Origin of the sequence: Bartonella callosciuri, assembly GCF_014203215.1 — a bacterium.
Classification (GTDB): Bacteria; Pseudomonadota; Alphaproteobacteria; order Rhizobiales; family Rhizobiaceae; genus Bartonella; species Bartonella callosciuri.
Window position 1 is genome coordinate 13,637 of sequence record NZ_JACHIM010000007.1, and the last position, 13,456, is coordinate 27,092.

A 13,456-nucleotide genomic window follows, 5' to 3' on the forward strand; every position below is an offset into this window, starting at 1 on the left:
TGTTCCCTTATAACCTTTTATAACAAAAATTGACAATACCACATTTTAAATGTAGCCAATCTGACAAATGACGAAAGGAACTTCCACATTTTTTTAATAAAATGCGTTCGGTGGCAGTTTATAAAGGAGAGGAGAGGAGATGCGATTAACCAAACAGACAAATTATGCCCTTCGGATGCTCATGTATTGTGCAAATAATCAGGGATCTCTTAGCCGCATTCCAGAAATTGCTAAAGCATATGCTGTTTCTGAGTTTTTTCTATTTAAGATCCTTCAACCACTTGTTGAGGCAGGTTTTATACAAACAGTACGTGGACGCAATGGTGGTATCAAATTGGCTAAACCCGCAGCAGAAATTTCGGTAGCCGATGTTGTGAAAGTAACAGAAGATAACTTTTCCATGGCAGAATGTTTTGATACTGCAAAATCTCATTGTCCATTGATAGACTTTTGTGGCTTAAATACTGCACTTCAAAAAGCATTAAATGCTTTTTTTGATGTGTTATCAGTGATATCTCTTGCTGATCTAAAACAACCAACTTTTCAAAAAAAAAATAAAATTGATAAAAAAGGAGATTAAGAATTTCTATTGCAGCGATAATATTAGCCGCTGGACGCGGTGAAAGGGCAGGATCTCCACAAAAAATTCCAAAACAATACCGGCTTCTAGGGCAAGAGCCAGTTATTTGTCATACTGTCCGTTGTTTTTTACAGCATCCGGCCATTACAACCATTGTTCTTGTTATTCATCCAGAAGATCATCAAATCTGTAAGCAAGCTATCGCCGATTTTAAAGAGTCCCTCATTATTGTTGAAGGAGGTAATACGCGTCAAATATCCACTTTACATGGGCTTCATGCGCTTAAAAATTTTAAGCCAAAATATGTGCATATTCATGATGGTGCACGCCCCTTTATCAAAAACGAGCTCCTCGAGCAAATTCATACCACCGTTAATCATCAAGAAGGCGTTCTTCCTGTTCTCGCGGTTTCTGATACTCTCAAACGCGTAAATGACACACACCATGTTTTGGAAACAATTCCACGCACTTATCTTTATAATGCGCAAACTCCACAATGTTTTCCATTTGAGCGCATCCTAGCTGCCCATGAAAAAGCAAAGCAAGCTTGCAAAAAAGAGTTTACCGATGATTCAGCAATTGCCGAATGGTTTGGGATTCCTGTGCGTACTATCCCTGGAGACCCTCATAATATAAAAATTACATGGCATGAAGATTTTAATACTGCACATTTATATCTCCAGAAAAAAATGCAAATGTTTCCTGATATCCGCATCGGTAATGGTTATGATGTCCACTCTTTTGGGGAAGGAACTTCGCTTATATTATTTGGCATAGAAATTCCTTTTCATAAAAAATTAAATGGACACTCCGATGCTGATGTCGCTCTGCATGCATTAACAGATGCTCTTCTTGCTACGCAAGGAGCAGGAGATATCGGCACACATTTTCCTCCTTCTGATCCTCAATGGAAAAATGCATCTTCAGAAATCTTTCTACGTCATGCTCTTGATATTGTTCAACAAGCAGGCGGTCGTATTGCCAATGTTGATATCACACTGATCGCTGAAGAACCTAAAATCGGCCCCTATCGTGATATAATGATAGAAAATCTTATGAATATGCTCACAATTTCACCCAATCGAATCTCCATAAAAGCAACAACAAATGAAAAGCTTGGATTTATTGGTCGTGGCGAAGGCATTGCAGCTTTTGCAACAGCAAGCGTTCTTTATCCAGGAGAGGTTCCAAAATGACATATTTTTGTGAAAAACAAGCACGTGAAGTCCTTACAGCTTGTCGCCAAAAAGGTTTGCTTTTAACAACTGTCGAATCTTGTACAGGAGGGCTCATTGCTGCAAATCTCACGAATATTGCAGGATCATCAGATGTGTTTGATTGTGGATTTGTTGTTTATTCAAATGAAGCGAAAACACGCCTGGTTGGTGTATGCGCTGAACTTATAAAAACCTATGGTGCCGTTTCAAAAGAAGTTGCTCTTGCAATGGCTGAGGGAGGATTAAAATATTCACAAGCTGGAATTGCAGTTTCTGTAACAGGAATTGCTGGACCGGGAGGGGCATGTCTCGATAAACCTGTGGGGCTTGTACATTGCGCAGTTGCTTACAAAAAACATAGAACCTTACATAGAGAAATGCATTTTGGCAATCTTGATCGCAAAGCTATTCGCTATGAAACGGTTGAAAGCGCTTTGAAAATGATCTTGCAATCGCTCCAATGAAACTCCTTACTCTGACTTGCAAATTTTATGACACTATAATTACAAGTCATAACTTACAATAGATACCATGCAAAAATACAAAAATGGATAAATTATGTTACCGGAGATCCATAAATTTGGTGCGCACGCATTTCAAAAGCATCGGTAAATTTATGAAAAGCGATATCAAACATAGAACCCATCACTAATCCAAGCATTTTGCTTTTAAACTCATAATCAATAAAAAATTCTACATTACACGCATTGGTATTCTCAATATTCTGAAAGGCCCAACGATTTTCAAGATATCTGAATGGGCCATCAATATATGTAACCTCTATCAGATTTTTTTTAGGCTGAAGAAGTACTTGGGTCGTGAAAGTTTCTCGAATAATTTTATAACCAACTGTCATATCAGCAAGAAGCAATATCTTTTCCTCACATTCTCTGCGAGAATGAACTGTCAAAGCCTCACACATGGGTAAAAACTCAGGATAACGCTCAATATCTGAAACAAGATCAAACATTTCACTGGCACTATGGGAAATCTGCCGATGTATTGTAAAAGTCGGCATAACTATCTCTGTAAGGCAAATTTTTCATCACGCGCTTTTTGCAAAATTGCAAAATCATCGCCTGCATGATGAGATGAACGCGTCAGAGGACTGGAAGCCATATGCAAAAAACCCTTTACTTTCCCAATCTTAGCAAAAGAAGCAAACTCTTCAGGAGACACAAAACGAACAACCGGATGATGCTTTCGCGTAGGCTGCAAATATTGCCCAATTGTCATAAAGTCAACATTCGCAGAGCGTAAATCATCCATCAATTGAAGAATTTCATTTCGTTCCTCTCCAAGCCCAACCATAATTCCTGACTTTGTAAAGATTGTCGGATCAAGTTCTTTAACACGTTGTAAAAGCCGAATCGAATGAAAATAACGCGCTCCTGGACGAATTTTTAAATATTTAGAAGGAACTGTCTCCAAATTATGATTAAAAACATCAGGTTTAGCAGCAACAACAATTTCTAAAGCTCCATCCTTATGGCGAAAATCAGGTGTGAGAATTTCAATTGTTGTCTTTGGTGCTTTTCTACGAATAGCATAAATAACTTTTGCAAAATGCTCTGCACCACCATCTGGAAGATCATCACGATCAACCGATGTAATTACGACATGTTTTAATCCCATCTGTGCAACAGCATCTGCCACACGTTCTGGCTCATTATCATCAACTGCAAGCGGAATACCTGTTGCAACGTTGCAAAATGCGCAAGCACGCGTACAGATTTCACCTAAAATCATAAAACTGGCGTGCCGCTGACTCCAACACTCACCAACATTTGGACAACCTGCTTCTTCACATACGGTCACTAATTTATGCGTACGTACAATACTATGCGTTTCCTTATATGTCTGTGATGTTGGTGCTTTTACACGAATCCAATCGGGTTTTTTTTGAACAATTGTATCCGGACGATGTGCCTTTTCAGGATGACGCAAACGTCTATTCGTAACTCTATCAACAACCGTAACCATTTAAGCCTTTGCCTTATCAATAAGGAGTGCTGATGAAAAACCAAATATAAAATTTTTCATACAATCCAGTCATCAAGCATTTAAAACTTGACCATAAGCATCCAATACACTTTCTTTCATCATTTCCGATAATGTTGGATGTGGAAAGACAGTATGCATCAATTCTTCCTCGGTTGTTTCAAGATTCATAGCGATGACAAAACCTTGAATCAATTCTGTTACCTCTGCCCCTACCATATGTGCACCAAGAAGCTGTCCTGTTTTTTTATCAAAAATAGTTTTCACTAACCCCTGATCTTCACCCAAAGCGATAGCTTTACCATTCGCTGAAAAGGAATAACGACCAATACGTATATCATAACCTGCTTCTTTCGCTGCCGCTTCTGAAAGCCCTACAGAAGCAACTTGTGGCGTACAATACGTACACCCTGGAATTTTTCTTTTATCAAGCGGATGCGTATTTTCTAAGCCTGCAAGATGTTCAATACATATCACGCCTTCTTTTTCTGCTTTATGTGCCAACATAGGAGGACCAGCCACATCACCGATAGCATAGATCCCCTCTATACCTGTCCAACTCCATTCATCGGTCACAATGCATCCACGATCAGTTTTTATACCTAATGCTTCCAGTCCTAGATTCTCAATATTGCCCTGAACCCCAATAGCTGAGATCAGTCGATCAGCTGTAATTGTTTCTATCTTACCCTTAACGTCAATAGATGCAGTAACAGAATCAGCAGCTTTTTCAACCTTTTTCACTTTTGCTTGGCTAAGAATGCGAATACCTTTTTTCTCCAACTGTTTACGGACAAATGTTGAAATTTCAATATCTTCAGCGGGCATGATATGAGGCATCATTTCAACAACAGTCACCGCTACTCCCATATCACTATAAAAGGAGGCAAATTCAATGCCAATGGCTCCAGACCCCATTACCAAAAGTGACTTCGGCATAGTATGAGGGATCATCGCCTCAAAATACGTCCAAATGAGCTTTCCGTCTGGCTCAATCCCAGGAAGAGAACGAGGACGTGCACCCGTTGCAATAATGACGTGCTTGGCCTGATAAGCTCCTTCTCCTAATGTTCCTTTAGGTACGGGATTTTGAGGTTGCATAATCGGTTTAGATGATGAAGAAACCATAATTTCCGCAGGCTGGCAGCCTTTAGCTCCCTTAGTAAGCTTTGCTTCACCCCAAATAATATCGATTTTATTTTTTTTCATCAAAAAACCAACACCGGCATTTAAACGCGCTGAAACCCCACGCGAACGGGCCACAACATCTTTGATGTTTGCTTCAATTGAACCATTAAGCTTTAACCCATAATCTTTGGCATGCTCAGCAAAATGCTTCATTTCTGCTGAACGTAAGAGCGCTTTTGTTGGAATACAACCCCAGTTTAAGCAAATCCCACCTAGATGTTCACGTTCAACAATCGCAGTCTTGAAGCCACATTGCGCCGCGCGAATTGCGGTTACATATCCGCCAGGGCCCGATCCAATCACAATTACATCATAAAGATTCGCCACAGCCTATTCCTCCATGGATATACACAAAACGAATGTGCACTCTTCAAGCCTAAAACTAAAAAACAATAGAATAGAATTTTCTTATGTCTTTCCTTCTAAGCTTTACATGAACGCCTTTACCAAATCAGAAGCAGTAACACCACCACCATTTGAATTTTTTAAATCTGCTTTTACCATATTAACATATCACACGCACAAACAAATTTACATTGAAGCATTTGTAAGCGGCTTAGATTAACATTGTTAATGGATTTTCAATTATCCTTTTAAAAGTCCGTGCAAGCTCTGCTGCTAATGCACCATCAACAGCACGATGATCAGCGGAAAGTGTAACAGACATGATCGTCGCAATTACTAATGCACCATTTTTAACAACGGCACGTTGTTCACCTGCGCCAATAGCAAAAATCGTCGCATGCGGTGGATTAAGAATAGCAGAAAAACTTGTCACACCATACATCCCCATATTTGAGACAGCGGTTGTTCCTCCCTGATATTCTTCTATTTTTAACTTGCGTTCACGTGCACGCTTTGCAAAATTCTTCATCTCATTAGAAATAGTTGATAAAGGTTTTCCCTCCGCATGACGAATAATTGGTGTAATTAATCCATCAGGAATAGAAACTGCCACCCCAACATCACAGTGTTTGTGATAAAGTATGCCATCTTCAAGCCAGGAAACATTAGCATCAGGAACCGCTTTCAAAGAAAGTGCTACGGCTTTAATAACCATATCATTAACGGAAAGTTTATAAGCAGGCTTCGCCCCTTCTTGGGTCTTAACCATTGGCGCCGCAGCATTCAATTGCATACGAAGCTCCAATAACGCATCGAGTTCACAATCCACCTTTACATAAAAGTGTGGCACCATCCGCTTTGATTCAACCAAACGTTTGGCGATTGTTTTCCGCATACTATTATGCGGGCTGAATGTATATTCATCTTCTTTGAAGAGTTGTAGTATCTGTTTATCAGAAGTACCTGTTGCTAACGGCTGTTTCATTTGTGATGAATCAGAAGCCATTAAAGCACTACCACTCATGGCTTTTTCTACATCACGCTTGATAATACGCCCATGAGGACCACTCCCAGAAACAAGTGATAAATCAATTCTCGCCTGAGCTGCTAACCGCCGCGCCAAGGGAGAAGAAAAAAGACGTGTGTGTTTTTTATCTTGCGGAATTGATAATGCATGAGATATCTGTACTGTTTTTGAATCTGTCTGTTTTGCATTCTCTGATTCTTTAATTGCAAAAGAGGAGGATGGTTCTTCTGCAACCTTTGCAGCCTCTGCTAAATCTTCACCTTCTTCCGCTAAAACAACAATTAAACTATTCACTTTAACACCTTGTGTTCCAGCAGGAACAACAATCTTAGCGACCGTTCCCTCATCGACGGCCTCTACTTCCATTGTCGCCTTATCTGTCTCAATTTCAGCAATAACATCACCAGAAGAAACTTTATCACCTACTTTAACATTCCATTTTGATAAATTCCCTTCTTCCATCGTTGGGGAAAGCGAAGGCATTGTAATTTTAATGGGCATAGTGCTTCCCTCCGTTATGCTCTATAAGTTACAGACTTAACAGCTTCAATAATTTCAGCAATGTTGGGCAAAGCCAATTTTTCAAGATTGGCAGCATAAGGCATCGGAACGTCTTTGCCAGAAATTGTAGCAACTGGCGCATCAAGATAATCAAAAGCCTTCTGCATAACACGCGTTGCTATCTCAGCTCCAACAGATGACTGAGGATACCCCTCTTCAATTGTTACCAAACGACCTGTCTTTTTGACTGAAGATACAATGGTTGGAAGATCCATTGGACGAATGGTTCGTAAATCAATCAATTCAACATCAATACCGAGTTTTTCAATTTCTGGCAGCGCTTGAACCGCATAATGCATCCCAATTCCACACGCAACAATCGTGACATCTTGTCCGGATTTATGAATACGTGCCTTACCAATAGGTAAAACAAAATCATCTATTTGAGGAACATGAAATTGATGACCATATAAAATCTCATTTTCAAGGAAAATAACAGGATTATCATCACGAATAGCAGCTTTTAATAAACCTTTTGCATCTGCAGCACTATAAGGCATAACAACTTTAAGACCCGGCACATGACTATACCATGCAGCATAACACTGAGAATGCTGAGCACCAACACGCGCAGCAGCACCATTGGGACCACGAAAAACCATAGGAGCGGTCATTTGTCCACCCGACATATAACGGGTTTTCGCTGCAGAATTGATAATCTGATCTATTGCCTGCATAGCAAAATTAAACGTCATAAACTCGACAATGGGACGCAATCCTCCAAATGCAGCACCAACAGCCAATCCGGCAAAACCATGTTCTGTAATTGGTGTATCAATAACTCGGCGTGCACCAAATTCTTCCAATAAACCTTGGCTAACCTTATAAGCACCTTGATATTCCGCAACCTCTTCTCCCAAAAGGAACACCATTTCATCACGCCGCATTTCTTCAGCAATAGCTTCATTAAGCGCTTCACGCACCGTCATTGTAACCATTTTTGTTCCTGCTGGAATATCAAAATCAGGAACTGTATCCAAAGCAGGACGCTCTGGAACTGATGAAGAAAGAGAGGAAGATTCTTCACTGGATTTTTGATGCGTATTTGAAGCCTGTGAAATATCCTCAACAGTTTCACCTTCCTCCAACAATACCGCAATAACGGTGTTAACCTTCACACCTTCAGAACCCTCAACTACACAAATTTTACCAAGAGTCCCTTCATCAACAGCCTCCACTTCCATCATTGCTTTATCAGTTTCAATCTCAGCAATCACATCACCAGAGTTAATTTTATCGCCTTCTTTCTTGAGCCATTTAGATAACTTGCCTTCTTCCATCGTTGGTGAAAGCGCAGGCATCAAAATATCAATAGACATACTCGCTTCCCTCGCATCAAACTAAAACATCAGTATAGAGCTCAGAAGCATCTGGCTCTGGATCACTCTGCGCAAAATCTACTGCATCCGCAATAATCGCACGCACTTCTTTATCAATAGACTTCAAATCGTCTTCACTTGCAAAATCCTGTTGAAGAATCCGATTCTTTACTTGATCAATCGGATCCTGCTCCTCTCTTATTTTCTGAACCTCTTCTTTTGTGCGATATTTTGCTGGATCAGACATGGAGTGACCACGATAGCGATAAGTCTGCATGTCAAGAATGATCGGCCCTTTTCCTGAACGCGCCCAAGAAATTGCTTCATCAGCAGCTCCTTTTACCGCTCGAACATCCATCCCATCAACACCAATTCCTGGAATTTCAAAAGAAAGACCACGACGAGAAAAATCAGTCTCTGCCGATGCACGTGAAACTGATGTTCCCATGGCATACTGATTATTTTCAATGATATAAACTACGGGAAGCTTCCAAAGCGAAGCCATATTAAAACTTTCGTAAACCTGCCCCTGATTTGCAGCACCATCGCCAAAATACACCAATGTTACGTTATCTTTACCAAGGTACTGATTTGAAAATGCCAACCCCGAACCAATGGGAACCTGTGCACCAACAATACCATGACCACCATAAAAATTCTTTTCTTTAGAAAACATATGCATCGAGCCCCCCTTTCCCTTAGAAAAGCCGCCTTGACGCCCTGTTAACTCTGCCATAACACCACGCGGACTCATCCCAACCGCCAACATATGACCATGATCACGGTAAGACGTGATAACCTGATCCCCTTCTTTGGCAGCCTTCAGTGTTCCAACAACAACAGCTTCCTGCCCGATATAAAGATGACAAAAACCACCAATAAACCCCATACCATAAAGTTGGCCTGCTTTTTCTTCAAAGCGACGAATTAAAAGCATCTCACGATAGGCATCAATTTCTTCTTCTTTTGTAAAACGGGCTATTGGCGCTTTCTTTATGGTGTTTGATAATGCAGTATGCACCACCGAAGCAGAACTTTTCTTAGATCTTTCCGCCATATTAAACTCCCTTTTATGATTATCTAGGCATAACCTTTACAAACACAAGTTACAAGCATTATCACTCAGCTTAAACCCTATCATAGGTAATTGTTTCAAAATATTTTTTGAAATTAAGAAATTTCGAATTAACTCTTACTATCACTTAAAGGAGTTAGAATTGTCAATTCATTCGGCTTAGAAAAATTTAGACTCTTCCGAATATACTCATCCAACATATCCTTCTCAATATGCCCGTTACGTAAAAGAGAAATACGCTTCTCAATGGATATCCGCTCAGATTCTACTTTATGAAGTTCCTCTTCTAATTTGACAATATATTGATTAACCTCACTGCGTGAATACAACCCGTACTCACCATGATAAATGTGATAACTGAAATAGCTTAAAACCCCTACCGTCATAAGCGGTAGAACGAAGCGCACTTTGATTGATCTGCGTTTTTGCTTAGTCCACATAAAATAGCACAGTCTCTACAAAATAAGCGTCTGAATACGTTGCTCAACTGTGCATAATTTTCATTAATACCTTATTACCAAACACGCATATTAAAGTAATTTTTTGTCAAACATTTACTCCAACAAAAGTCAGCTATATTATTCACTTATTGCATTATTTATTTGTAGCATGCATTACCCACTAACTCGTCACTTTATAGCCATTTTTGTCTATAAAGTCGCCTATTAAAATAACTGTAAAATTAATAATGCTCAAATCCCGGATACAAATGCCCCCAAAATTGTTAGAGTTAGAATAAGCATTCCAATACCCGTCCCAACTTTACCAACCATAAAGCGATGGATACCCAAATGCTCCCACAAAAAAACAAACAAATGCTAGTAGCATTTGTGAGCGTTTTGACTGTTTTTCATTCAAGAGAGGGAAGATAGATTTAATAGAATCACCCTTACACACAAAGTTAACATTATTCTCTATTCTCGGTGGATTTTTTTCTAACCAATCCCAAATCGCAAATTGATAACGTTTACCATCATCACCGGAAACGAGATAATTCCCTTGATCTTGACTAATAATCTTACCTTTCATTTTTACCACCTATAAAGTTATTACGCACATGTTATTGATAAAAATTATTGATAAAAAAGTTTCTTCTAACTTGATAATATGTTGATCAACCCTCATGGCGTGAATACAGCTCGCAGTCATCGTGATAAATATGATCGTTAAGATAGCTTGAAATCCCCCAATAATTTAAAATCTCCCACCGCTATAGACGGAAAAATACAAAAACGCTTTGATTAATTTGCGTTTCTATTTAGAAAAGATAATATAACCTTTTGCAATACTTTTATTCACTATGCAATATTTTAATTAACATCTCATCATCAAATACATATAAATAAGTAATACTGTATTATACATTTACCTTTACTACAATACACTAACAATATCATCTATTCTTTAAATTTTATATTATTTATATTATAATGTTTATAATGTAAAACTTTTACCAATGTGTAATTTGATTCCCGTTTTTGTCAGTAAATCTCCCTGCCACAATAACTATAAAATCAATGATTGCCCAAACCCCTGTAATCATCAACCCGAAAAGTGTTAAAGATAGAATAAGCATTAAAGCACCAGTTCTAACCTTACCAACCATAAAACGGTGAACACCAAATATACCAGCGAACCAACAAATGAGAGCAAACATAATTTTTGAAGGCTGTGAATCTTGTTGTAACAATGGAAAAACAGAACTGATAACACTTCCCTCACACACAAAATCAATGGCATCACCTACCCTCGGTGGATTTTTTCCTAACCAATCCCAAGTTGCAAACTGGTAACGCTTACCATCGTCACCGGAGACAAGATAAGTCCCTTGATCCTGACTAATAATTATACCTCTCATCTTTAACACCTATAAAATCGTTACACACATATCTTTGATAAAACAGTTTAATCTTATAATCCAAATGATATCAAAATCTAAAATCTCACTCTCAAAATCATTAACGATGAAAATTGCCAGCATAACATGCTTGTGTCCCGAGCATTTCTTCAATGCGAATGAGTTGATTATATTTTGCTAATCTATCCGAACGTGCAAGCGAACCCGTTTTAATCTGCCCACAATTCGTTGCAACAGCAAGATCTGCAATGAAAGAATCCTCCGTCTCACCCGAACGATGCGATATAACAGTACGATAACCTGCTTTATGCGCCGTTTCTACAGCATCAAGAGTCTCACTTAATGTGCCAATCTGGTTAACTTTAATAAGAATAGAGTTGGCTGCCCCCATTTTGATACCATCGCGCAAACGCGCAGAATTTGTTACAAATAAATCATCACCAACAAGCTGACACTTTTTACCAATCGAATCAGTAAGTAATTTCCAGCCTTCCCAATCATCTTCAGCCATCCCATCCTCAATTGTGATAATGGGATAAGTTGCAACAAGCTGTTCCAAATAATCTACCTGCTCTTGCATATCGCGACACTTACCCTCACCTTTATAAAAATATGAACCATTTTTATAAAGTTCAGTTGAAGCACAATCTAAACCAAGAGCAATCTGCTCACCTGGTTTATATCCACATGCCATTATAGATTCCATAATAAAATCAATTGCCTGTTCAGCACTTTTAAATTGAGGTGCAAAACCACCTTCATCACCAACATTGGTATTATGACCTGCATGTTTTAAACGTTCTTTTAACGTATGAAAAACTTCAGCACCATAGCGAATTGCTTCTTTTACTGTAGATGCTCCCACAGGAATAATCATAAACTCTTGAAAATCAATCGGGTTATCAGCATGTACACCACCATTAATAATATTCATCATAGGTGTTGGAAGAACATGCGCTTGTATACCGCCAATGTAGCGATATAAAGGCAAACTTAATGATTCTGCGGCCGCTTTCGCAACGGCTAATGAAACGCCAAGAAGTGCATTGGCACCAAGACGTGCTTTGTTTGGTGTTCCATCCAAAGCAATCATTGCTTGATCAATGGCGATTTGATTTCTGGCATCTCGCCCACAAAGTTCTTCAAGAATTTCGCCATTTACTGCAGAAACCGCGTTTTCAACGCCTTTTCCTTGATAGCGCATACCACCATCACGAAGCTCTATAGCTTCATGGGCCCCTGTCGATGCCCCTGAGGGAACAAGAGCGCGACCAAAAGCTCCATTCTCCAAATGAACATCGACCTCTACCGTTGGATTACCCCGACTGTCAAGTACTTCACGCCCAATGATATCGACAATTATAGTCATGTGCGTTTCCTCATCCAACGAAAGTTTTTGTTCATTTTAAACGCCATAATGATAGTATATCCTTTCTATTCAACGCATCTTTTTTGACAGATAATCAAATTCCATTAAAGTCTCAAGTAGTCTTTGTAAATTATCAATCTTAACCATATTAGGGCCATCAGAGGGCGCATTATCTGGATCTTGATGCGTTTCCAAAAAAATACCTGCCACCCCAACAGCAACAGCTGCACGCGCTAAAACTTCAACAAATTGGCGTTGTCCACCAGATGAATAACCTTGACCACCTGGTTCCTGAACAGAATGCGTTGCATCAAAAATAACAGGAGCCCTAAATGAACGTAAAATAGGCAATGAACGCATATCAGAAATAAGTCTATTATAACCAAATGAAGTGCCCCGCTCACAAAGCATAACATTTGGATTACCGCTTTGCGTGACCTTTTTTAAAACATTCTCCATATCCCACGGAGCTAAAAATTGACCTTTTTTAATGTTGATAACACGCCCCGTTTTAGCTGCTGTTACTAAAAGATCTGTTTGACGACATAAAAAAGCCGGTATTTGTAAAATATCTACTGTGGAGGCAATAGCCACACATTGCTCTTCTGTATGTACATCAGTCAATACCGGACAATCAAACTCCTTCTTTAAATCAGAAAAAATAGCCATTGCTTTTTCAAGACCAATACCACGTGCCGAACTCAAGGACGTTCTATTGGCTTTATCGTAACTAGACTTATAAACAAATCCAATACCAACTTTATCTGTAATTGTTTTAATCCGACCAGCCATTTCAAAAGCATGATCCCGACTTTCCATTTGACAGGGGCCCGCAATTAATGACAAAGGTGCGTCGTTTGAAAAAACAACATTTCCAACTTTTATAATGGCATTTGATTTAGGCATTTTATCCCTC

13 protein-coding genes and 1 pseudogene are annotated in these 13,456 nt (G+C 39.2%); 3 read left to right on the top strand and 11 right to left on the bottom strand.

Features of this window, described 5'->3' with window-relative positions; translation table 11 throughout:
* The first annotated feature begins 139 nt into the window (after positions 1–139).
* The 3 genes from rirA to HNQ69_RS06295 are packed head-to-tail and all read left to right on the top strand — an operon-like array spanning position 140 to position 2,261.
* A complete protein-coding gene (rirA, locus tag HNQ69_RS06285) occupies positions 140–580 on the top strand; it encodes an iron-responsive transcriptional regulator RirA (protein ID WP_183229207.1) in 441 nt (146 codons plus the stop codon).
* 2 nt (positions 581–582) lie between these two features.
* Positions 583–1,776, top strand: a complete 1,194-nt coding sequence (locus HNQ69_RS06290) for a bifunctional 2-C-methyl-D-erythritol 4-phosphate cytidylyltransferase/2-C-methyl-D-erythritol 2,4-cyclodiphosphate synthase (protein WP_183229239.1) — start codon at positions 583–585, stop codon at positions 1,774–1,776.
* The gene (locus HNQ69_RS06295) at positions 1,773–2,261 is read left to right on the top strand and encodes a CinA family protein (protein WP_183229208.1); all 489 of its coding nucleotides are present in this window, start codon (positions 1,773–1,775) and stop codon (positions 2,259–2,261) included. The genes HNQ69_RS06290 and HNQ69_RS06295 overlap by 4 nt, the downstream gene beginning before the upstream one ends.
* A gap of 92 nt (positions 2,262–2,353) precedes the next feature.
* Here HNQ69_RS06295 and HNQ69_RS06300 read toward each other — a convergent pair whose 3' ends face one another.
* The 11 genes and pseudogenes from HNQ69_RS06300 to kdsA all read right to left on the bottom strand — a co-directional run bounded on the left by HNQ69_RS06300 (position 2,354) and on the right by kdsA (position 13,446).
* A complete protein-coding gene (locus HNQ69_RS06300) occupies positions 2,354–2,815 on the bottom strand; it encodes a type II toxin-antitoxin system RatA family toxin (RefSeq protein ID WP_183229209.1) in 462 nt (153 codons plus the stop codon).
* 2 nt (positions 2,816–2,817) lie between these two features.
* Positions 2,818–3,780 (bottom strand): lipoyl synthase, encoded by a 963-nt coding sequence (gene lipA / locus HNQ69_RS06305; protein WP_183229210.1) that lies wholly within the window; start codon positions 3,778–3,780, stop codon positions 2,818–2,820.
* A gap of 72 nt (positions 3,781–3,852) precedes the next feature.
* The gene (lpdA, locus tag HNQ69_RS06310; RefSeq protein ID WP_183229211.1) at positions 3,853–5,313 is read right to left on the bottom strand and encodes a dihydrolipoyl dehydrogenase; all 1,461 of its coding nucleotides are present in this window, start codon (positions 5,311–5,313) and stop codon (positions 3,853–3,855) included.
* Between the two features lie 229 nt (positions 5,314–5,542).
* Positions 5,543–6,859: a pyruvate dehydrogenase complex dihydrolipoamide acetyltransferase gene (locus HNQ69_RS06315; protein WP_183229212.1), complete on the bottom strand. Its 1,317-nt coding sequence runs from the start codon at positions 6,857–6,859 to the stop codon at positions 5,543–5,545.
* A gap of 14 nt (positions 6,860–6,873) precedes the next feature.
* Positions 6,874–8,238 carry a pyruvate dehydrogenase complex E1 component subunit beta gene (locus tag HNQ69_RS06320; RefSeq protein ID WP_183229213.1) on the bottom strand — a complete coding sequence of 455 codons (1,365 nt, stop codon included), beginning with the start codon at positions 8,236–8,238 and terminating at the stop codon, positions 6,874–6,876.
* A 16-nt stretch (positions 8,239–8,254) separates the two neighbouring features.
* Positions 8,255–9,295, bottom strand: coding sequence for a pyruvate dehydrogenase (acetyl-transferring) E1 component subunit alpha (gene pdhA / locus HNQ69_RS06325; protein ID WP_183229214.1), 1,041 nt, complete (start codon positions 9,293–9,295; stop codon positions 8,255–8,257).
* Between the two features lie 128 nt (positions 9,296–9,423).
* Positions 9,424–9,753, bottom strand: a complete 330-nt coding sequence (locus HNQ69_RS06330; RefSeq protein ID WP_183229215.1) for an FtsB family cell division protein — start codon at positions 9,751–9,753, stop codon at positions 9,424–9,426.
* Between the two features lie 181 nt (positions 9,754–9,934).
* Positions 9,935–10,342: pseudogene (locus HNQ69_RS06335) on the bottom strand (TM2 domain-containing protein).
* A gap of 421 nt (positions 10,343–10,763) precedes the next feature.
* Entirely contained in the window at positions 10,764–11,171 is a 408-nt protein-coding gene (locus HNQ69_RS06340) for a TM2 domain-containing protein (RefSeq protein WP_183229216.1), read from the bottom strand.
* Between the two features lie 100 nt (positions 11,172–11,271).
* Positions 11,272–12,540: a phosphopyruvate hydratase gene (gene eno, locus HNQ69_RS06345; RefSeq protein WP_183229217.1), complete on the bottom strand. Its 1,269-nt coding sequence runs from the start codon at positions 12,538–12,540 to the stop codon at positions 11,272–11,274.
* Positions 12,541–12,609: 69 nt separating this feature from the next.
* Positions 12,610–13,446 carry a 3-deoxy-8-phosphooctulonate synthase gene (gene kdsA / locus HNQ69_RS06350; RefSeq protein ID WP_183229218.1) on the bottom strand — a complete coding sequence of 279 codons (837 nt, stop codon included), beginning with the start codon at positions 13,444–13,446 and terminating at the stop codon, positions 12,610–12,612.
* Positions 13,447–13,456: the final 10 nt, after the last annotated feature.